Origin of the sequence: Salinigranum halophilum (genome assembly GCF_007004735.1) — an archaeon.
Classification (GTDB): Archaea; Halobacteriota; Halobacteria; order Halobacteriales; family Haloferacaceae; genus Salinigranum; species Salinigranum halophilum.
Genome location: NZ_ML660182.1, coordinates 534,346 through 552,839 on the forward strand (window position 1 = coordinate 534,346; position 18,494 = coordinate 552,839).

Here is an 18,494-nt window from a genome sequence, read left to right on the forward strand (position 1 = left end):
TGACTAACCGTTTTCGCCTCGTTCACACCGCCGAACACCGGATAGAGCGGCGGTACGGGAATCGACGGCGTCCCGAACGTGTATGAACGAAGACGACCCCACCCGCGGCCCGTGACCTGATACGAGCCACGGGACGCTCAGCGGTCGTGTGGCACCTCGTCCCGTGTCGGCACTGTGCCGCCTGTTCGCGAGAAGTCGCCCCGTCGCCCCTCAGTCGCTCTCGACGTCGTCCGCGCCCCGGACGGCCTCGAGTGTCTCACGGGCGTTCGCCAGCGCCGCCTCGCGCTTTGCAGGGTACGCCTCGACCTTCGCGCGGAAGGTGATGCCGCTCCCGAGGCGGACCTCACCGCGGAACGCCGCCTGCTTGTCGAATCGGAGGAACAGCTCGCAGTTGTCGGTGATGCGGTCGTCGAGTTCGTCGAAGATGCGGTCGTACTCGGGCGCCGCCCCGACCTGCGCGAGGACGTGTCGGACGTCGTCCGCGCGCTCGACGCGTGCCGAGCGGACGACGATTCGGTCGCCGTGGTGCCCACGGCTCTCTGCCCGCTCCACCTCGAACTCCTCCGGGAGGAACGTCCGAAGCGCCGCTTCGACCCGCGCTTCGTCCTCCGTCTCGTAGGAGAACGCCCGGAGGTCGATGTAGTGGAACGGGACGCGAGCCACGGTTACGCGTCGTCTTCCTCGGCCGCTTCGAGCTGGTCCTCGGGCACGCCCGTCTCCTGTCCGTCCTCGAAGCTCACGGTGTAGGTCGCGTCGCCGAACATCGTCTCCATGACCTGTGTCACCGTCCCCTCTTGGCCGTCGAACTCGCTGTGTTTGTCGTTCAGCACGACTGTATCGTCTTTCTCGAAGCTCATACCAACTCCTCGGCGTGGCCCGAATAAAAACTCGGTGATACGGTGACGTGTGGCCGTCGAGCCGACGGGGAACGAAGGGCTTTGGCCCACCCGGTGACTACCACCGGTATGGAACTCGTCTCCGTCGCTGCGCTCACCGACGACCACGTCATCGGGAAGGACGGCGAACTGCCGTGGCCGAGCATCCCGGCCGACAAGAAACAGTACCGCGCACGTATCGCTGATTCCCCCGTCATCCTCGGGCGACGGACGTTCGAGTCGATGCTCGACGACCTCCCCGGCGAGCGACAGATCGTCCTCAGTCGTTCGACCCGGTCGTTCGACGTCGACACCGCCGTCCACGCCGCCGACGTCGACGAGGCAATCGAACGCGCCGCCGAGACGGGCGCCGAAACCGCCTACGTCATCGGCGGTGCCGGCATCTACGACCTGTTCCAGCCGCACCTCGACCGGATGTTCCTGAGCCGCGTGCCTGGCACGTACCCCGGCGACACCCACTATCCGCAGTTCGACGAGTCGGCGTGGACGCTCGCGGCGGAGACCGCATACGAGGGGTTCACGCTCGAAGAGTGGGTCCGCTCGGACTGACTACCGCCGAACGTTTAAGTTCGCCATCATCTAAGTTGAAGCGCATGTGTCGCCTGTTCGTGTCTGTGTTCGTGTCCGTGGTCGAGGTGCAGCCGTGACGACGAGCACGCTCTGGTTCTTGGCCGACCAGGCGACGAGACGAGCGGAGGCCGCGTACTACCGCCTGCGTGACGATTACGCGGGGTTCTTGGAGTGGAACCGCTCCCGCCGCGTCTCGCGGTCGTACTTCCGCACCCTCGCCAACCGGACGCGGCAGTCAGGCGCGCCGTTCGGCTCGCACACTGTCGTCCGCGACGACGACCGGCTCCTCCTCGTCCGTCACGAGGGCGTCGACCGGTGGGTCGTCCCCGGCGGCGAGGTGGAGTCCGGCGAGTCGTACCGCGCGGCGGCCGAGCGCGAACTGCTCGAGGAAGCCGGCGTCGAAGCCACGTACGACGGACTGGCGATGACGACTCGCTTCGATATCCGGTGCGGTGAACACACCATGTGGGGTGTCCTCCCCGTGTTCGCGGCCGTCGCCCCGGGGACAGACCCGACCGTCTCCGACCCCGACGGCGAGATAAGCGACGCGCAGTGGTTCCCGGTCGACGCGCTCCCCGCAGACACCAGGAGCCGAGCGGAACTCCTCGCGTGGTACGACCAGTGCGTATAACTGCCACGTCGACGTCACCCCGCCCGTGCCACTCGTCTCCGTCACCTGTCCCGCGTGCGGTGTCTCGACCTACGTCTCGCTCCCCGACGGCCATCGGTTCGTGACCGCAGAACCGGACGGCGACGAGCCGACCCGCGCCGGCAGAACGGTCTCCGAGGAACCCTGCACGGCGTGTGGGTCCACGATACCGGTCGTCCACGCCCCACAGCGCGACCGCTGAGCACTACTCGCCGTCGTCGTCTCCGTCCACACCATCGTCCTCGTCGTCGACGTGTTGCCCCCAGAACCCCGCGTGTTTCTCGACGGTGACGTCACCGAGGACTCGGGTCTGACAGGCGAGTCGGAGGCCGGACGCCGGGTCGTGCGGCGGGACCCGCAGTCGCAGTCGCTCCCGCCGCGTGCTGTCGGAGACGGGGCCCGAAACCGAAACCGCACACGTCCCACAGGAGCCGAGGCCGCGGCAGTTCAGCGACCCCGACGCGCCGTTGTGTGGCGTCTCGTCCCCGGCGAGGAGGACGTCTCTGAGGACGGCGCCGTGGGCACAGTCGAACTCGCGGGCGCGGAACCGGACAGTCGGCATACGCTCGGAACGGACGGAGTGTACAAATCGGTGTTGGCCCTCTTACCACGTCGCCTAAGTATCCCTGCTGCCTCATCTCCGGTATGCACACCACTCGACGCGCCCTCCTCACCGGGGCCGGCGCGACGCTCGCTGCGACGGCCGGTTGTCTCGGCTCCGTGACCGGGTCCGGCGGCAGTAGCGACACCGACTGTGACCTCTCCGCACGCCCGACGGTCGAGTCGCTTCCGACCCCCGCACTCGGCCCGGAGGACGCCAGCGTGACGGTCATGGCCTTCGAGGACTTCTCCTGTCCGCACTGTCAGACGTACCACCTCGAGGAGTTCCCCGCTATCGAGCGCGACCTCGTCGGCGGGGACGTCCGCTACGAGCACCACGACCTCCCCATCCCGGTGAGCCAGCAGTGGTCGTGGGCGGCCGCGGGTGCCGCCCGGGCGGTTCAGGACTCGACTGACGACGAGACGTTCTTCGCGTACGCGAAGTCGCTCTTCGAGAACCAGGGGTCGTACTCGATGTCGCTCGTCGAGTCGCTGGCGAACGACGTCGGTGCGGACGGGTGCGACGTCCGCGCCGCCGCCGCGAACGACCGGTATCGTCCCGTCTTGGAGGCCGACCGCCAGCGCGGTCTCGACATTGGCGTCCAGGGGACGCCGACGGTGTTCGTGAACGGCCGGGAGGTGAACCCGACGTTCGATGCCGTCCGCTCGGCCGTCGAGGGCGCGCAGTCCTGAGCCGGCCCCGAACACGGCCGGTGGCGTGCGGAGCGCACGACAACGCGTGGCATTTATGCCCAGCGGCCGAACCCCGGGGCGATGACTCACATCGCCGATAGCGGGGTGACGCGATGAACCGACGACAGGTCCTCGCCGCGCTCGGCGGCCTCACGCTGACCGGCGGTGCAGGCTACGTCGCGGTCACCGGTCTCGGGGGCGAACGCGATGCAGTCACCGTCGACACCCTCGATGCCCCCGGGTCGGCGGCCGGGAGCCAGCGGATTCCGGCTCCGGGGCGGCCGACACTCGTCGACCTCTTCGCGACGTGGTGTGTCCCCTGTGAGGCGCAGATGCGGAGCCTCGTCCCCGTCTACGAATCGTTCGGCGACCGCGTGGCGTTCGTCTCCGTGACGAACGAGCGGTTCGGCGGCGGACTCGACGCCGAGGACATCCGGCAGTGGTGGGTCGACCACGACGGCCGCTGGACCGTCGGTCACGATCCCGAGAGTCGACTCATGAGCGAACTCGGGGCGGGCGGCCTCCCGTTTCTCGCCCTCGCCGACGCCTCGGGCGAGGTGGTCTGGACGCACCGAGGCGTAGCGAGCGAGTCCCAGCTCCGCGAGGCTCTCGGGGCCGTCGTCTGATGGCTGCCGCGCTCCAGGTGGATGCGGCCTTCACGGGCACCCTCGCATTCGCCCTCAGCGCGGGGGTGGCGACGTTCTTCGCCCCGTGTGCGTACCCGCTCTTGCCGGGGTACGTCGGCTACTATCTGAGTCGGGAAGAAGCCGACCTCGGGGGGGCCGTCGTCCGCGGTGGCGCTGCGACGGCCGGTGCGCTGGCAGTCCTCGCTGTCGTGGGTGGGGCGCTCGTCTCGCTCGGGACGCGCGTCGTGTCGAACCTCGCCTTCCTCGAGCCGGCGGTCGGCGTCGGGCTCGCCCTCTTCGGGCTCGCTGTCCTCCTCGGACGAGCACCCAGCGTCCACTTGCTCCTTCCGGAACACCGGTCGTCCATTCTGGGCTTCGTGTTCTTCGGCGGCGTCTACGCCGTCGCCGCCGCCGGCTGCGTGCTTCCCATCGTCTTCGGCGTCGTGACGCAGGCGCTCACGCTCCCGACGGAACAGGCGGTCACCGTCGTCGGCGTCTACGCCGCGTCGGTGTCGCTCCCACTCCTGGGCGTGACGCTCCTCTCTGCCGTCGGCAGCGACGCCCTCAGCGGCGTCTCCCGACACGTTGGCACCATCCAGCAGGTCGCTGCCGTCGTCATGGTCGTCGCCGGCCTCGCACAGATCGGCCTGTCGCTGTCGTACCTCGGCTGGGTCTGAGCCGCCGGCGGGAACCGACCCCGTTTTACCGACGCTGTCCCTTCTCGAGCTATGCACCGCAGTCGGCTGACGACGGCCGCGACCACACGGCTCGTCGTCGCGCTGCTCGCCGTCGCCACCGCACTGCTCGCGCTTTCGGCCCCCGTCGCCGCACACGGCCGGGCGGCGACGGCCGACCCGTCACCGTTCGCGGCAGTCCCCGCCTGGGCCGGCGTCGCCGCCGGACTCGCCCTCGCCGCGGTCGGGGTCCTCCTCGTCGCCCGCACCGTCTGCGAGTCGGGCGTCCCGCGCAGTGTCGGCGCGGTCGCGGTCGCCCTCCTCGCGGGGGGCGTGCTCGTCGCCGGCGTCGGCACGACCGGGGTCGGACTTCCCGGCGGGGCAACGACCGAGACGCCGCTGTGGACGAGCGACACCGACCGGGAAATCGGTGGTAACCACCACGCCCCGGCCGTTACCGAGGGGCGTGTGTACGCCCCGCTGAGTGGCCCCGGAACAGACCAGGGGTGTGAGCTGGTCTCTCTCCACAGCTCCGACGGCGGCGTGGTGTGGCGCGCGCCCGTCGACGAGTGTACCATCCACGCCGTCGCCGACCCCGCCGTCGCGGACGCCGACGGCGACGGGACGGACGAGGTCCTCGTCGCCACCACCGCCGACGACCTCCGCGTCTACAGCCAGGAGGGTGACCTCCTCCGACGAAGCGCGCTCGCCGACTACGGCTACACGCGCCCGGTCGTCGCCGACCTCGGCGGAACCGCCGCGCCCGAGACGGTCGTCGTCGACGTCCGTGGGACCGTCACCGCGTTCGACACCGCGGGCACGCCGAGGTGGGAGCACGCGCTGGACGACTACGTCTGGGCGCGTCCCGTCGTCGCCGACGTCGACGCCGACGGCGACACCGAGGTGTTCGTCGCCCAGCGCGACGGGACGCTCACGCTCCTCGCGCCCTCGGTGGGTGGCGTCGACGGCGCAACGGGCGACGCGGAGTCCGTCGAGTGGGCCGTCGGCGTCGGCGACGACCCCGCCGTCTCGTGGGTCGCATCGGGGCAGGCCGACGACGACCCGGCGCTCGAACTGTGGGTGGCGACGGTCGACGGGGGCGTCTACGCCGTCGACGGCGCGACCGGCGAGGTGGAGTGGTCCCGCGACGTCGGGTCACTCGCCTCCGTCGGCGGGTTCGGTGACGGCGACGGCGACGGGGCCAGCGAGGTGTACGTCGCCGACAACAGCGGGACCGTCCGCGCGCTCGACGCGGCGAGCGGCGAGGTGGAGTGGACGACGCGCGTCACCGACGAGGCGGTGCAGATGATGCCGCCGCCCTCGCTCGGTGACACCGACGGCGACGACGCTCCCGACCTCGTCGTCCCCGCCCACGACGGCAGTGTCACGAAACTCGACCCCGCCGACGGCACCGTCCAGGCGCGATACGAACGGCCGGCGACGCCCGCGGAGACGGACGCCGGTATCGACCGCCTCTTCGGGCGAGCCACGCTCGGAGACGTCGACGGCGACGGTGACGACGACGCCGTCGTCGTCTACGCCGACGGGACCGTCGTCGCCCTGGACTTCTGACGTCTGGCTCGCTCGGCGCTGTCGAGAGGCGCGATGGGTCGACGTCTCCACTCGAGAGGGTGGAACGGGCGCTCGGTCACGCGCCGGTCGGCGTCGGCAACGCCCGGAGCGGCCGTGGCGGGACGAGGTAGTTGCCCCGGCGGATGACGAAGATGTACTCGAGGATGCCGTTGTTGACGCGCTGGCGGATGGTGGGAACGTCGGTCAGGTCGGCTCCGTTCATCGCCTCTCTCACCGCCTCGAACGACGCGATATCCCGCTGGAGGGTGGGGAAATGCAGGCTCGCCTCGCCGTCGTCCGTCGACTCGACGTGCCGCCTGAGCAGCAGCGGTCGCCCGTCGGAGTCGCGGTTGGCGCGGGCGGCCTTCTGGGCGTGGCCGACCCGTCCGTACTCGCGCGCCTGCTCGCGGATGGTCGAGACGACCTCCTCGTCGACGCCGCTGAAGTCGCCAAGGTTCTCTCCCGTCCCCTCGACGAGGCCCCGCTCGGCGTGCAGGGGGGAGAACATCTCCATCACCTGTTCTTCGAAGTCCTGTTCCTCGTACCAGTCGTCGAGTCGCTGTCGGATAGTCGAGAGGTGTTTGGTCGTCCCGCCGGCGAACGGTCCGTCCTCGATGCTGACGGCGGCCTCGGTCGCCTGATTCCGCCGGAAGCCGGCCTTGAAGCCCATGAAAAGCGGCGATTCCGCCGGGACGGGACCCCCACGTGGGATGCCCGAGACCTCGCCCTGTCGCTCGGCGGGCATCCCCGCACCCATGAAGCCCGTGCGCCGGCCGACCACCGAGAGGGCGTCCGAGAGGGGCGTCTCGACGTCGAGACCGTTCATGGCGTCCCGTTCGCCCACCAGCGCCTGTTCCGCCTCGAGCAACGCGTCGGGCCGGTCCGAAGCGAGGTGCAAAAGGGCGTCCTGGGTGTCGAGTTCGGGCGTCTCGAACGAGGAGAGTGGGCGGGGGTCGGGCAGTGGATACCGGAGTTCGGCGTCGTAGCGCGCGAAGTACGCCGGCGTGTACGCCAGCGAGGAGAGGACGCCCTCGTGACTCCACTCGTAGGCGCGGTCGAGCGTCCCCATCGCCGACTCGACGACGGCGCGGTCGGCCCGGGTCGGCGCTCCGTCACGGCCGAGCGAGAGCGAGAGGAACACGTGGTGTCGCGGGAGTTCGTGGTTCCCGGCGTCGTCGGTCGCGAGGAAGTCGTTCCAGCGGTGCTGTCCCGTGGGGAGGTCGTCGGAGGGGCTCCCGCGGGGCACCGGTTCGTCGGCCTCGGAGAGACAGGCCGAGAGCGCCGTCGCCCCGCCCGTCGCCACCGCGAGCTTCAGTGCGTCCCGCCGGGACAGGTCGCGGTCGAACACGACCAGCGTACGGACCCGAAAAATAAACCGTTGTCGTCGATTCCGGAGCCGCGGGAAGGGGACAAGCGTCTTTACCTCCACGAACCGAACCACGAGCGATGAACAGACGCAGGTTCCTCGCCAGCGGCGCGGCGCTCGGTGTCGGTGCGACTGCTGGCTGTCTGGGAACGCTTGGCATCGGCGACCAGAACCAGAACGTCGTCCTCGGCGCGCCCGACCGGACCGCCGACGTCTCGAGCGAGGACCTCCCGTACCCCGCGTGGGGCCAGCGTGTCCCCGACGTGACCCTCCCCGCGCCGGTGTCGGGCGAGACCGTCTCGTTCCGCGACGTCGACCGACCCGTCCTGGCGACGTTCATCTTCACCAACTGCATGACGGCCTGTCCGGTGTTGCTCTCCACGCTCCGGGAGGTCCAGGTCCACTCCGTCCAGGAGGGGTACGCCGGCGACGTCGCCTTCCACCCCGTCACGTTCGACCCCGCCCGGGACGACGAGGCGGCGCTGCGAGCGGAACGAGACCAGTTCAACGTCGACACCGACGCCGGAAACTGGGCGTTCCTCCGCCCCGAGGACGAGGCGCGAGCGAAGGCGGTCGTCACCGACCAGTTCGGCGTCACCTTCCAGAAGCAGGAGGTCGAAGAGGGGCCGTACATGTTCATCCACCTCTCGCTCATCCTCCTCGTGAACGCCGACGGCTACGTCGAGCGCGCCTACCGCGGCGAGGAGACGGACGAGGGACGCATCATCGACGACCTCCGGACGGTGCGAAACGCATGACCCGGCCGACTCGTCGGCGCTTCCTCGCCGGCGTCGGTGCCGCGGGCCTGGCCGGTCTCGCTGGCTGTGCGGGCTTCTCGACGACGACGTACAGCGCCGAACCGCCGCTGGTCGAGGACCGGCCGAACGCCGTGTACATCCCCTCGCACGTCGAGGGGATGGAGATGGTGGGGATGGGCATGGCCGGCGACGCGCGGGTGGCGGTCACGTACAGCTACCCGCACCGGTTCTGGACCGTCGAGCAGGACGGAACCGAGTTCGTGACTCAGCAGGTCGACGTCCGAGACGACGACGCGGCCCACCTGATGGCGACGGTGTGGGACCCCGAGACGGGCGTCGTCCTCCCGAACACGGGGCTGTCGATGGAGATTCGGAACGACGACGGCCTCGTGAGCCAGGAGGTCGTCTACCCGATGCTCTCCCAGCAGATGGGCTTTCACTACGGGGCGAACTTCCCGCTGGACGGCAACGACGTCTACGACGTCACCGTCAGCGTCGGTGCCCCCAACGTGAAGCGGTTCGGGTCGCTCGGAAACCGCTTCACCGAGGCGGCGACGGCGACCGTCTCGTTCGACTACCGGGAGGGAGCCCGCAACGAGATCGACTACACCGTGTTCGAGGCGGGCCGGCGGGGCCAGCGCGACGCCGTCGCGCCGATGTCGATGGATATGATGCCCGTCGGACAGGTACCCGACTCCGTCTCGGGGACCGCTCTCGGCGAGGCGACCGTCGGCGACCTCGTCCTCCGCGGCTACGTCGTCACGAACGAGCGGTTCGCCGACGACTCGTACCTCGTCGTCACCGCCGCGACGCCGTACAACGACCTCGTCGTCCCCGGGATGGCGCTCTCCGCTCGCGTGCCCGGCGACGGCCGGGCGGCGTTCGCCGGACGGCTCGACCCGGCGCTCGACCCCGACCTCGGCTTCCACTACGGCGCTCCCGTCTCCGGGGGTGCCGTCCAGGACACCGAACTCACCGTCGAGATTCCCCCGCAAGTCGCCCGGCACGAGGGCTACGAGACGGCCTTCCTCGAGACGGGCACCGTCACGTTCTCCGCGTAGGGAGCAACCCTTTCGTTCGTCCGGCGACTTCCCCCTCTCACGGATGGGTACCGAACGCCGCGACAGGGTCGTCCTCGCGCTCGTCGTCTGGAGCGTCCTCGTCTCGCAGGTGCTCCTCTACCCGGGGCTCGCGGACCTCGTCCGCGCGCTCGGCGGGCGCGGACTCGACGCCGCCACGGCCTTCCTCGTCGCGGAGGTGGCGGCGTTCGTCACCTTCGCCTCCGTCTGGGGTGCGCTCTCGGACGCGACGGGTCGGCGACTGCGGTGGGTCGTCGGCGGCGCACTCGGAGGTGCCCTCTCGTACCTCCTCCTCGCGGCCCTGCCGACGCTCGGCGTCGGCTTCGGCGTCGCGCTCGTCATTCGCGTCGTGGGCGGCGCGTTCACCATCGGTGCCTTCTCGCTGGCCGTGACGACGCTCGCCGACCTGGGCGGCGGGAACGGTCGGAACATGGGCGTGGCGGGTCTCGCCATCGGCCTCGGGGCCGCCCTCGGTGCCGTCGTCGGCGGCCGGCTCTCAATCCTCGACCCCCTCGCCCCGCTCGTGGCGGCGGCGGGACTGCTGTTCGTCGTCGCCACCCTCTCGCTGTCGGTGACCGACCGTGCCCCCTCCGGGCGGAACCTGGGCGTCGGTGCCATCGTCCGCGGGCTCCGCTCCCGGCCGGCACTGTCTGTCCCCTACGCGTTCGGCTTCGTCGACCGTCTCACCGCCGGCTTCTTCGCGCTCGTCGGCGTCTTCTACTTCCGCACACAGTTCGGCCTCGACGCCGCCGGCGCGGGCGTCGTGCTCGCGCTCTTTTTCCTCCCCTTCGCCCTCTTGCAGTACCCGCTCGGGGTCGTCTCCGACCGGGTTGGGCGCTTCTACCCGGTGGTCGCCGGCTCCGCCGCCTACGGCGTCGCCATCATCGGCGTGGGGCTCGCGCCCTCGCTCGTCTCGGCGGCGAGCATGATGGTCGTGGTCGGCGTCTTCGGCGCGCTCGTCGCCCCGGCGACCATGGCGCTGGCGACGGACCTCGTCCCGGAGGACGAACGCGGCGTCGCGCTCGGCGGCTTCAACGTCGCCGGCTCGCTGGGGTTTCTCACCGGCTTCCTCGTCGGCGGGCTCTCCGCGGATTCGCTCGGCTTCCTCCCCGCGTTCCTCATCGTCGGCGGGTTGGAGGTCGCCATCGCGGTGGTCGCGCTTCGCGCCGTCCGGGAGCTGAAGCCGTTCGAGCGCGCGGTGGGCACGGCGGACGACTGACGCACGCTTTTTCACGGTCCCGGCCGACTCAGCGTGACGCATGACCGACCCGTTCGGCCGTGCGGTCGCCGACCACTACCACGACCGACGCACGGCACCACTCACAGTGCGCGACGGTGACGCGACCCGCGACCATCCGATCGAGTCGTTCTACTTCGAGCCGTTCGACACAGAGAGCGAGGCCGGCCGTTGGCTGTCGTCGTGGGTCCGTGGGCCGCTTCTCGACGTCGGCGCGGGTGCCGGCCGGCACGCGCTCGTCTTTCAGGCCGACGTGGAGACGGTCGCCATCGACGTGAGCGACGCGCTCGTCGCGGTGATTCGCGACCGCGGCGTCCGGGACGCACGCGCCGTCGACATGTTCTCGCTCCGCGAGGCGTTCGACCGCGACCGGTTCGGGTCTGCGCTCGCCGTCGGCACCCAGCTGGGGCTGGCGGGGTCGATGCAGGGGCTCCGGCGGTGGCTGGGCGACCTGGCGTTCGCGACCGACGCCGAGGCGACGGCCGTCGTCGACAGCTACGACCCGAGCCACGAGGCGAGCGACGACCTCCTCGGGTACCGCCCGGACCCGACCCGAGGACTCGCCGGGCGCGTCTTTCACTTCGTGTACGAGGGGGCGGTGAGCGAGACGCTCTGCTTCCGCCTGTTCAGCCCCGGCCGACTCCGGGAGGCGACGGTCGGCACCGGGTGGACGCTCGCAGACGTGCGGCGGAGCGACGCGGGGACGGCGTACTACCGCGCGGCGCTCGCGAAACGGGGGTAGGCAGGGGCGGAGAGCGTGTCCAGAAGCGAGAAGCGGCAGACGGCTACTCGTGGCCCGACACCCGCACCGGCTGGTAGGGCTCCTCCAGCCACTCGATGTCGGAGTCCGAGAGGGAGATGTCGAGGGCTTCGACCGCGTCCTCGAGGTGTTCGACGCTCGTCGTCCCCACGATGGGCGCGTCGACCCACTCCTTGTGGAGGAGCCACGACAGGGCGACCTGCGCCATCTTCACGTCCTTCTCCGCCGCGAGTTCCTGGACCCGTTCGTTGATTTCCCTGCCGCCGCCCTCGAAGTACGGGTGCTGACGGGCGTAGTCGTCCGTCTCGCCCCGGACCGTCGCGTCGAACTCCTCGTGTGGCCGGGTGAGGTAGCCTCGTGCCAGCGGCGACCACGGGACGACGCCGACCCCCTGCTTCGCACACAGCGGGAGCATCTCGCGTTCTTCCTCGCGGTAGAGGAGGTTGTAGTGGTTCTGCATCGTCAGGAACCGCTCGGTGCCGAGCGAGTCGGCGGTGTGCAGCGCCTCGGCGAACTGGTGGGCCCACATCGACGACGCGCCGAGGTACCGCGCCTGCCCCCGCCTGACCACGTCATCGAGGGCGCGAATCGTCGTCTCGAGCGGCGTGTCGTCGTCGAAGCGGTGTGTCTGGAGGAGGTCGACCGTGTCCATTCCGAGCCGCGAGAGGGAGTTCGCCACCTCCTGTTCGATGGCCTTCCGCGAGAGGCCGCCGGAGTTGGGGTCCGACTCGTCCATCTGGAAGTACACCTTGGTCGCGACGACGTTCTCGTCGCGTCTGCCCTCGAGCGCCGTCCCCAGCACCCGTTCGGACTCGCCGTCGGAGTACATGTTGGCCGTGTCGAAGAAGTTGATGCCGAGGTCGATGGCGCGCTCGACCAGTTCGAGCCCCGCCTCCTCGTCGAGCACCCAGTCGCGCCACGACGAGGTGCCGAAGCTCATACAGCCGAGACAGATGCGCGAGACCTCCATACCCGTGTCGCCGAGCGTGGTGTACTCCATGTCTACCACGCTCCACTCGGTGCGGGGACAAAAGTGAACGGGCGGGCCGCACCCGACTGTGGGCCGCGTTCGTCTACGGGTGCCTCGTCGCCGGGGCGTGGCTCCTCTCGCTGGTCGACCGGGAGGGGCGGTGGCTCGCGCTCGGCGTCGGTCTCACCGTCGTGACGCTCGTCGGCCTCGGAGCGTTCGTCCTCGTGGCGCGCGGCGTCCGCAGCGACGACGAGGGTGGCTTCGTCTTCGGCGGAACCGAAAAGGAGCCGGCTGCGGTCTAGAGACGGTCGGGAGGCGCGCTCACACCCCGCAGGCTTCGAGTATCGAAGCCACCCACCCGCGACCCAAATTATTATTCGTCGGGTTTTCGATGTGTGAGCTATGGCACTGGACTACGCCGCCGCCTGTGAGTCGTTCGAGTGGGACATCCCCGAGGGGTACACGCTCCCCGGCGTAATCGAGTCACACGCCGACGCGTTCGGCGACCGGGTCGCGGTCCGTTTCCTGAGCGAGGAGGGGACACGGGTCGAACGGACCTACGCGGACCTCCGCGCGGGGATGAACCGCTTCGCGAACGCCCTCGCCGACCGCGGCGTCGGGAAGGGTGACCGCGTGATGCATCTGTTCCCCCGCCATCCCGACGCGTTCGCCGTCCAACTCGGCGCGCTGAAACGCGGTGCCCTCCTGGTCCCGTGTTCGTCGATGTTGAAGCCGAAGGACATCTCGTTCCGCGCGTCGGACTGTGAGGCGTCCACCATCGTCGCCCACGCGTCGCTCACCGACATGGTCGAGCCCGTCCTCGACGAGACGCCGCTGGAGAACACCATCTGTCTCGACGGCGCGCCCGACGGCTGGGAGGGCTTCGCCGACCTCACCGCGGACCGGTCGGCCGACCACGACGGCCCCGACGTCGGCGCACAGGACCCGATGTCTATCAACTACACCTCGGGGACGACGGGCCAGCCGAAACCCGTGCTCCACAAGCACCGCTGGATGCGCTGTTTCGAGCTCGTCAACGGCCCCTACTGGTGGGGGCTCACGGCCGACGAGGACCTCTCCGACGAGTTGATGTGGGCGACGACCGGGACGGGGTGGGCCAAGTGGTTCTGGAGTCCGGTCGGCGTGGGGCTCACCACGGGTGCGACCCAGCTCATCTACGACGGCGCGTTCGACACCGAGACGTTCCTCGACATCATGGCCGAGGAGGGCGTCACGAAGCTCTGTGCCGTCCCGACCCAGTACCGGCTGTTCGCCCAGGAGGAGCTGGCGGACTGGGACCTCGCGCTCACCGACGCGCTCTCGGCGGGCGAGCCGCTCAACCGCGAGCCGATCGAGGCGTTCCAGGAGGAGGTGGGAGTCACCCCGCGCGACGGCTACGGCCAGACCGAGACGGTCGCGCTCGTGACGAACTATCCCGGCATCGAGGTGAAGGAGGGTTCGATGGGCAAGCCCACGCCGGGCATGGGGACGACCATCATCGACACGGTCGAAGATGAGCCGGTCGAAGACGGCGAGATCGGTGAAATCGCCGTCCCCGTCGACTGCCCGGGTATCTTCGACGGCTACTACGAGAAGCCCGACCTCGACGCCAAGACCTTCGCCGGCGACTACTACCGGACCGGTGACCTCGCCTCGCGCGACGACGACGGCTACCTCTTCTTCGAGGGGCGAGCCGACGACATCATCATCTCCGCGGGGTACCGCATCGGCCCGTTCGAGGTCGAGGACGCGCTCGTCTCTCACCCCGCGGTCACCGAGGCGGCCGCGGTCGCGTCACCGCACGACGACCGCGGGAACGTCGTCAAGGCGTACGTCGTGCTCGCCGAGGGGCACGAGGGCTCTGACGAGTTGGCGACGGAGATACAGGAGTTCATGAAAGAGGAGACGGCACCGTACAAGTACCCACGACGGATCGAGTTCGTCGACGACCTCCCGAAGACCTCCTCGGGGAAGATTCGGCGCATCGAACTGCGAGAGGAGGAACGAGCGCAGTTCGGCTCGTAAGCCGGGGCACCGGGGGTGACGACTGTTCCGCTCGCCACACCGACGATGACGAGCGGCTCGAAGCCGAGCGACCACGACGAGAGCGCGCTGTCGTCCGGTCGACAGTCGCCAGCGGGAACCGACACGGGCCGGCCCTCTGAGCGTTACTCGGTCGAACCGGTCGACTCCGGCGACTCGAACGTCTCCTCGTCGGGCAGTTCGCGGAAGGCCGCCTCGAAGTCGTCGTTCGAGTACTCCGTCAGCGTCTCGTCGAGTTCGCTCCGAAGCTGTTCCATCCGTTCGGTGAGTCGTTTGTACTCCGTCGTCGGCTCGTCCTTCTGGGCGCTCTCGAGGGTGGCTTTCTTCGAGGCGAGCGCGAAGAACTCCTGGGTTCGGCTGTCGAACGCCGCGCGCGAGAGCAGCACCGACACCACCGAGTGCAGTTCCTCGCGGGTGACGGGTTTGACGAGGTAGTCGTCGAACGGCATGTCGACGATGTCGACGTCGGGCTCGACGGCCGTGATCATCGCCACACGACAGTTGATTCCCCGCTCGCGAAGCGCCGCGAGGACCTCGTCGCCGGTCATCATCGGCATCCGTCGGTCGAGCAGGGCCACGTCGACGTCGTCAGTCGCCAGTTCGAGCGCCTCCTCGCCACCGGTGGCGACGCGGACCTCGTACTCGTCGGTCAGCCAGTGGGCGTACAACTCGGCGAGTTCGGCCTCGTCGTCGGCGACCAGGACGACTGGGGGTCCGTCACTGTCGGTGCCTGCCATCTGTTCTCGATACTACCGTCTCACTCCTCGTATATCATGGTGACGACAGCCACAACGAATTACCCCGACCGTTCCCTAGCCGACGCATGACACCGACCGCGCCGACTCGTCGACGGGAACGGGAGCGACCATGACCGTCTGGCTTCTCGGCGACCAGTTAGCACCCGACGCGACGCCGCTCGAGACCGCCGACCACGTGCTCATGATCGAAGCGCACGGCTTCGCCGCCCGTCTCCCGTACCATCCGGCGAAGCTCACCCTGCTCTTCTCGGCGATGCGTCACTGTCGCGACGAACTCCGCGAGCGGGGGTACGAGGTGACGTACGTCGAAGCGGAGACGTTCGGCGAGGGCTTAGACGAGTACTTCGGGGCCGCCCCCGGTGACGCGCTCGTCCTGATGGACCCGCCGAGCCACGGCGCGGCCGAACGGTTCACGGCGATGGTCGAAGACCGCGGTGGCAGCCTCACTCTCGTCGAGAACGACGCGTTCCTCACCACTCCCGACCAGTTCGACCAGTGGGCCGGCGACCGGACCGTCGAGGACGGCTTCAGGCAGGAGCGGTGGTACCGGTTCGTCCGCCGGGAGTTCGACATCCTGATGGACGGCGACGAGCCTGAGGGGGGTGAGTGGAACTACGACGACGAGAACCGCGAGACTCCCGGCCCGGAGTGGACGCCACCGCCGACGCCGACGTTCGAACCCGACGCGCTCACGCGGGAGGTCCACGAGTTCGTCACGGAGCGATACGACGACCACTGGGGTAACCCCGCGCTGGACGCGGTGGTGTGGCCCGTCACCCGGGCGGAGGCCCGGTCGGCGCTGGACCATTTCGTCTCGACGCGTCTCCCCGAGTTCGGCGCGTACCAGGACGCGTTGGTGGAGGGCGAGTGGGCGCTGTCGCACTCGCTTCTGTCCTCGTCGCTGAACCTCGGCCTCCTCCGCCCGCAGGAGCTGGTCGACGCCGCCGTCGAGGCCTACCGCGCGGGAGACGCACCGCTCAACTCCGTCGAGGGGTTCGTCCGGCAGGTCGTCGGCTGGCGGGAGTTCATGCGCCACGTCTACCGGCGGGGGATGCCCGCCATGGGCGAGGCGAATCAGCTGGAACAAGAGCGGGCGCTCCCGCCGCTGTACTGGGACGGCGAGACCGACATGACGTGTCTCTCCGAGGCGGTGTCGCACGTGTACGACCGGGGGTACGCCCACCACATCGAGCGGCTGATGGTGCTCTCGAACTTCGCGCTCGTCTACGGGGCCGACCCCCAGGAGTTGAACCGGTGGTTCCACCTGGGGTTCGTCGACGCGTACCACTGGGTGACGACACCGAACGTCGTCGGGATGGGCTCGTTCGCCACCGACGTGCTCTCGTCGAAGCCTTACGCGTCGTCGGGCAACTACATCAACAAGATGAGCGACTTCTGTGCCGACTGCGAGTACACCGTCTCGCGCACTACCGGCGAGGGGGCCTGCCCGTTCAACGCGCTGTACTGGGACTTCCTGAAGGAGAACGAGGAGACGCTGCGGGGGACCGGCCGCATGGGCCTGATGTACTCGCACGTCGACCGGAAGGACGACGAGGAGTGGGCGGAGATTCGAGAACGCGCGGCTGACGTGCGGGAGATGGCTCGAGAGGGGACGCTCTAACTCGACGTAGGGTGTGAGCGCGCCGAACGCCGCCAGCCCGGTGTCGGGCACGTCTCGGCGGGCCGCCCGAGCACGCCGCTCGACGGCCGCGCTCGTGAACCGAAAGAGAGACAACCGGAACCGGTTATCCCCGAGTATGCGCCCCTCACACCTCGAACTCCTCCCGGAACTGCTCGAACTGCTCGTGTTCGGACTCGGGAGCGTGCTTCTCTCGGCCGCCGGCGTGTACATCGAGCGGTTCGCGCTGCTCACGGTCGAGGGAGGACAGCTCGCACTCGGTGCCTGGGTGGCACTCATGGGTGTCATGGCCTTTTACTTCGCCTATCTGACCGTCACCGAGAAGTTCCGTCCGCGGTTCGTCCGGTTCGTTCGGACCGTCACCGGCCCCTGAGCGTCGACTGTCTCGACCGACGCACCTCGATTCGGTCGGCCGGCCGCGATGTCACCGTCACCTGGCGTCTCACCGACCCAGCCCGTGGAACTCGTCGTTGGGCCGCATGTCGGCGAACATCGCCATCCGGTTCGAGAGGTTGAAGAACGCCGTCACCGCGGCGATGTCCCAGATCGCCTCCTCGGAGTAGCCCGCGTCCTCGAGCAGTGCGATGTCTTCCTCGGTCACCTCGGCCGGGGATTCGGTGAGCTTCACGGCCACGTCGAGCATCGCCATACGCTCGTCGGAGACGTCCGCCGTACGGTAGTTCGCCACCAGCTGGTCGGCGAGCGTCGGGTCCTTCGCGTAGATGCGCGCCAGTGCGCCGTGGGCGACGTTGCAGTAGTAGCAGTGGTTCACGCCGGAGACGGCGACGACGATCATCTCGACCTCCGCTCTCTCCAGGGCCGTGTCCTCGACGAGCGCGTCGTGGTACGCGAAGAACGCGCGGAAGTGCGAGGGCTTGTAGCCGAACGCCGAGAAGACGTTGGGGGTAAAGCCCGCGCGTGCGGTCTCGTCGGCGATTCGCTCCTGCAGGTCCTCGGGCAGGTCCTCGAAGTCGGGCACGGGGAAGCGTCGCATCGCGTCGTCGTCGAGTTCCGGGGTCGAATCTGCCATAGTCGGCGTTCGACGGGAGGGGTCAAAGGTGCAACGGCGAGGACGAGGGCGAGTGTTCGGGTGGTGGTCGCGGGCTCACCCCACGAACAGCACGCCGACCCACGCCGCGGTGACGAAGACGCCGAGCGAGAGCAGGCTGTAGTTGCCGAGGGTGCTGTCGGCGGTCCACAGCGAGAGCGTGAACTTCCGGCCGGAGAGCGGCCAGAGGGGCCTGATGCCCATCGGCGTCAACACGTCGGCCAGGAGGTGCGAGCCGACGCTCACGAGACCGACCGCGGCACCGACCGTCCCCAGCGTCTCGGGACCGTACGGCGCGCCGAGGCCGAGGCGACCGACGGCGACCCCCGCCGCGCCCAACACGCCCCCGAGGAGAAGCGCGAACCAGACCGTGTGCGTCACGCCGCGGTGTGAGAGGCCGGGGACCCGGTGGTCGAGGTCGGGGAGCATCGCCAGCCAGAGCGCGCCCGCGCCCACGACGAACGCGAGGTCGACCAGCCCAGTCATCACGAGGGCGACGCCGACCGGCGCGAAGGTGAGCAGTGCGACACCGTAGTGGCCGTTGCGGTACACAGTG

The 18,494-nt window shown here is 69.4% G+C and carries 22 protein-coding genes; 14 read left to right on the forward strand and 8 right to left on the reverse strand.

Annotated features, from left to right (window positions below; genetic code table 11):
• Window positions 1-210: 210 nt before the first annotated feature.
• Together E6N53_RS02800 and E6N53_RS02805 are read right to left on the reverse strand one after the other, a co-directional pair.
• Window positions 211-663, reverse strand: a complete 453-nt coding sequence (locus tag E6N53_RS02800; protein WP_136588918.1) for an RNA-binding protein — start codon at window positions 661-663, stop codon at window positions 211-213.
• A gap of 2 nt (window positions 664-665) precedes the next feature.
• Entirely contained in the window at window positions 666-857 is a 192-nt protein-coding gene (locus E6N53_RS02805) for a DUF1918 domain-containing protein (protein ID WP_136588919.1), read from the reverse strand.
• 108 nt (window positions 858-965) lie between these two features.
• Here E6N53_RS02805 and E6N53_RS02810 point away from each other — a divergent pair, with 108 nt between their 5' ends.
• The 3 genes from E6N53_RS02810 to E6N53_RS02820 all read left to right on the forward strand — a co-directional run bounded on the left by E6N53_RS02810 (window position 966) and on the right by E6N53_RS02820 (window position 2,317).
• A complete protein-coding gene (locus tag E6N53_RS02810; protein ID WP_142856709.1) occupies window positions 966-1,445 on the forward strand; it encodes a dihydrofolate reductase in 480 nt (159 codons plus the stop codon).
• Window positions 1,446-1,539: 94 nt separating this feature from the next.
• Entirely contained in the window at window positions 1,540-2,097 is a 558-nt protein-coding gene (locus E6N53_RS02815; protein WP_142856710.1) for an NUDIX domain-containing protein, read from the forward strand.
• Window positions 2,098-2,122: 25 nt separating this feature from the next.
• Complete coding sequence (locus E6N53_RS02820; protein ID WP_142856711.1) at window positions 2,123-2,317, forward strand: hypothetical protein; 195 nt, start codon at window positions 2,123-2,125, stop codon at window positions 2,315-2,317.
• 3 nt (window positions 2,318-2,320) lie between these two features.
• Here E6N53_RS02820 and E6N53_RS02825 read toward each other — a convergent pair whose 3' ends face one another.
• Entirely contained in the window at window positions 2,321-2,677 is a 357-nt protein-coding gene (locus E6N53_RS02825; protein ID WP_142856712.1) for a 2Fe-2S iron-sulfur cluster-binding protein, read from the reverse strand.
• A gap of 83 nt (window positions 2,678-2,760) precedes the next feature.
• Here E6N53_RS02825 and E6N53_RS02830 point away from each other — a divergent pair, with 83 nt between their 5' ends.
• The 4 genes from E6N53_RS02830 to E6N53_RS02845 all read left to right on the forward strand — a co-directional run bounded on the left by E6N53_RS02830 (window position 2,761) and on the right by E6N53_RS02845 (window position 6,280).
• On the forward strand, window positions 2,761-3,408 hold the full coding sequence (locus E6N53_RS02830; RefSeq protein ID WP_142856713.1) for a DsbA family protein: 648 nt from the start codon (window positions 2,761-2,763) through the stop codon (window positions 3,406-3,408).
• 113 nt (window positions 3,409-3,521) lie between these two features.
• A complete protein-coding gene (locus tag E6N53_RS02835) occupies window positions 3,522-4,034 on the forward strand; it encodes a TlpA family protein disulfide reductase (RefSeq protein WP_142856714.1) in 513 nt (170 codons plus the stop codon).
• On the forward strand, window positions 4,034-4,711 hold the full coding sequence (locus E6N53_RS02840) for a cytochrome c biogenesis CcdA family protein (RefSeq protein WP_142856715.1): 678 nt from the start codon (window positions 4,034-4,036) through the stop codon (window positions 4,709-4,711). Before E6N53_RS02835 ends, E6N53_RS02840 begins: the two co-directional genes overlap by 1 nt.
• A 51-nt stretch (window positions 4,712-4,762) precedes the next feature.
• A complete protein-coding gene (locus E6N53_RS02845) occupies window positions 4,763-6,280 on the forward strand; it encodes an outer membrane protein assembly factor BamB family protein (protein WP_142856716.1) in 1,518 nt (505 codons plus the stop codon).
• A gap of 76 nt (window positions 6,281-6,356) precedes the next feature.
• On the opposite strand, the gene E6N53_RS02850 is transcribed toward E6N53_RS02845, so the two are convergent.
• A complete protein-coding gene (locus E6N53_RS02850) occupies window positions 6,357-7,628 on the reverse strand; it encodes a DUF7405 family protein (RefSeq protein ID WP_142856718.1) in 1,272 nt (423 codons plus the stop codon).
• A gap of 98 nt (window positions 7,629-7,726) precedes the next feature.
• Here E6N53_RS02850 and E6N53_RS02855 point away from each other — a divergent pair, with 98 nt between their 5' ends.
• The 4 genes from E6N53_RS02855 to E6N53_RS02870 are packed head-to-tail and all read left to right on the forward strand — an operon-like array spanning window position 7,727 to window position 11,462.
• A complete protein-coding gene (locus E6N53_RS02855; RefSeq protein ID WP_142856720.1) occupies window positions 7,727-8,404 on the forward strand; it encodes an SCO family protein in 678 nt (225 codons plus the stop codon).
• Window positions 8,401-9,465 (forward strand): iron transporter, encoded by a 1,065-nt coding sequence (locus E6N53_RS02860; RefSeq protein WP_142856721.1) that lies wholly within the window; start codon window positions 8,401-8,403, stop codon window positions 9,463-9,465. Before E6N53_RS02855 ends, E6N53_RS02860 begins: the two co-directional genes overlap by 4 nt.
• Before the next feature lie 43 nt (window positions 9,466-9,508).
• A complete protein-coding gene (locus E6N53_RS02865) occupies window positions 9,509-10,702 on the forward strand; it encodes an MFS transporter (RefSeq protein WP_142856722.1) in 1,194 nt (397 codons plus the stop codon).
• Window positions 10,703-10,742: 40 nt separating this feature from the next.
• On the forward strand, window positions 10,743-11,462 hold the full coding sequence (locus E6N53_RS02870; protein ID WP_142856723.1) for a class I SAM-dependent methyltransferase: 720 nt from the start codon (window positions 10,743-10,745) through the stop codon (window positions 11,460-11,462).
• Window positions 11,463-11,505: 43 nt separating this feature from the next.
• Here the strand turns inward: E6N53_RS02870 and E6N53_RS02875 are convergent, their stop codons facing one another.
• Window positions 11,506-12,480, reverse strand: a complete 975-nt coding sequence (locus tag E6N53_RS02875) for an aldo/keto reductase (RefSeq protein ID WP_142856724.1) — start codon at window positions 12,478-12,480, stop codon at window positions 11,506-11,508.
• A gap of 372 nt (window positions 12,481-12,852) precedes the next feature.
• On the opposite strand from E6N53_RS02875, the gene E6N53_RS02880 reads away from it, so the two are divergent.
• The gene (locus E6N53_RS02880) at window positions 12,853-14,475 is read left to right on the forward strand and encodes an acetate--CoA ligase (protein ID WP_142856726.1); all 1,623 of its coding nucleotides are present in this window, start codon (window positions 12,853-12,855) and stop codon (window positions 14,473-14,475) included.
• A gap of 143 nt (window positions 14,476-14,618) precedes the next feature.
• On the opposite strand, the gene E6N53_RS02885 is transcribed toward E6N53_RS02880, so the two are convergent.
• Window positions 14,619-15,230, reverse strand: coding sequence for a response regulator transcription factor (locus E6N53_RS02885; RefSeq protein WP_142856728.1), 612 nt, complete (start codon window positions 15,228-15,230; stop codon window positions 14,619-14,621).
• A 130-nt stretch (window positions 15,231-15,360) separates the two neighbouring features.
• On the opposite strand from E6N53_RS02885, the gene E6N53_RS02890 reads away from it, so the two are divergent.
• Both E6N53_RS02890 and E6N53_RS02895 read left to right on the forward strand, forming a co-directional pair.
• Complete coding sequence (locus E6N53_RS02890) at window positions 15,361-16,872, forward strand: cryptochrome/photolyase family protein (RefSeq protein ID WP_142856730.1); 1,512 nt, start codon at window positions 15,361-15,363, stop codon at window positions 16,870-16,872.
• A 136-nt stretch (window positions 16,873-17,008) separates the two neighbouring features.
• Window positions 17,009-17,263, forward strand: a complete 255-nt coding sequence (locus E6N53_RS02895; RefSeq protein ID WP_142856732.1) for a DUF8151 family protein — start codon at window positions 17,009-17,011, stop codon at window positions 17,261-17,263.
• Between the two features lie 69 nt (window positions 17,264-17,332).
• On the opposite strand, the gene E6N53_RS02900 is transcribed toward E6N53_RS02895, so the two are convergent.
• The gene (locus E6N53_RS02900; protein WP_136588937.1) at window positions 17,333-17,920 is read right to left on the reverse strand and encodes a peroxidase-related enzyme; all 588 of its coding nucleotides are present in this window, start codon (window positions 17,918-17,920) and stop codon (window positions 17,333-17,335) included.
• A 75-nt stretch (window positions 17,921-17,995) separates the two neighbouring features.
• Window positions 17,996-18,490, reverse strand: coding sequence for a metal-dependent hydrolase (locus tag E6N53_RS02905; RefSeq protein ID WP_142856734.1), 495 nt, complete (start codon window positions 18,488-18,490; stop codon window positions 17,996-17,998).
• Window positions 18,491-18,494: the final 4 nt, after the last annotated feature.

Excerpts from the sequence above, each read along its gene's own strand:
- E6N53_RS02830 (WP_142856713.1), top strand. The coding sequence starts at position 2,761 with ATGCACACCACTCGACGCGCCCTCCTCACCGGGGCCGGCGCGACGCTC.
- E6N53_RS02840 (WP_142856715.1), top strand. The coding sequence starts at position 4,034 with ATGGCTGCCGCGCTCCAGGTGGATGCGGCCTTCACGGGCACCCTCGCA.
- E6N53_RS02835 (WP_142856714.1), top strand. The coding sequence starts at position 3,522 with ATGAACCGACGACAGGTCCTCGCCGCGCTCGGCGGCCTCACGCTGACC.
- E6N53_RS02900 (WP_136588937.1), bottom strand. The coding sequence starts at position 17,920 with ATGGCAGATTCGACCCCGGAACTCGACGACGACGCGATGCGACGCTTC.
- E6N53_RS02875 (WP_142856724.1), bottom strand. The coding sequence starts at position 12,480 with ATGGAGTACACCACGCTCGGCGACACGGGTATGGAGGTCTCGCGCATC.
- E6N53_RS02825 (WP_142856712.1), bottom strand. The coding sequence starts at position 2,677 with ATGCCGACTGTCCGGTTCCGCGCCCGCGAGTTCGACTGTGCCCACGGC.
- E6N53_RS02870 (WP_142856723.1), top strand. The coding sequence starts at position 10,743 with ATGACCGACCCGTTCGGCCGTGCGGTCGCCGACCACTACCACGACCGA.
- E6N53_RS02855 (WP_142856720.1), top strand. The coding sequence starts at position 7,727 with ATGAACAGACGCAGGTTCCTCGCCAGCGGCGCGGCGCTCGGTGTCGGT.
- E6N53_RS02860 (WP_142856721.1), top strand. The coding sequence starts at position 8,401 with ATGACCCGGCCGACTCGTCGGCGCTTCCTCGCCGGCGTCGGTGCCGCG.
- E6N53_RS02805 (WP_136588919.1), bottom strand. The coding sequence starts at position 857 with ATGAGCTTCGAGAAAGACGATACAGTCGTGCTGAACGACAAACACAGC.
- E6N53_RS02885 (WP_142856728.1), bottom strand. The coding sequence starts at position 15,230 with ATGGCAGGCACCGACAGTGACGGACCCCCAGTCGTCCTGGTCGCCGAC.
- E6N53_RS02895 (WP_142856732.1), top strand. The coding sequence starts at position 17,009 with ATGCGCCCCTCACACCTCGAACTCCTCCCGGAACTGCTCGAACTGCTC.
- E6N53_RS02810 (WP_142856709.1), top strand. The coding sequence starts at position 966 with ATGGAACTCGTCTCCGTCGCTGCGCTCACCGACGACCACGTCATCGGG.
- E6N53_RS02890 (WP_142856730.1), top strand. The coding sequence starts at position 15,361 with ATGACCGTCTGGCTTCTCGGCGACCAGTTAGCACCCGACGCGACGCCG.
- E6N53_RS02845 (WP_142856716.1), top strand. The coding sequence starts at position 4,763 with ATGCACCGCAGTCGGCTGACGACGGCCGCGACCACACGGCTCGTCGTC.
- E6N53_RS02880 (WP_142856726.1), top strand. The coding sequence starts at position 12,853 with ATGGCACTGGACTACGCCGCCGCCTGTGAGTCGTTCGAGTGGGACATC.
- E6N53_RS02865 (WP_142856722.1), top strand. The coding sequence starts at position 9,509 with ATGGGTACCGAACGCCGCGACAGGGTCGTCCTCGCGCTCGTCGTCTGG.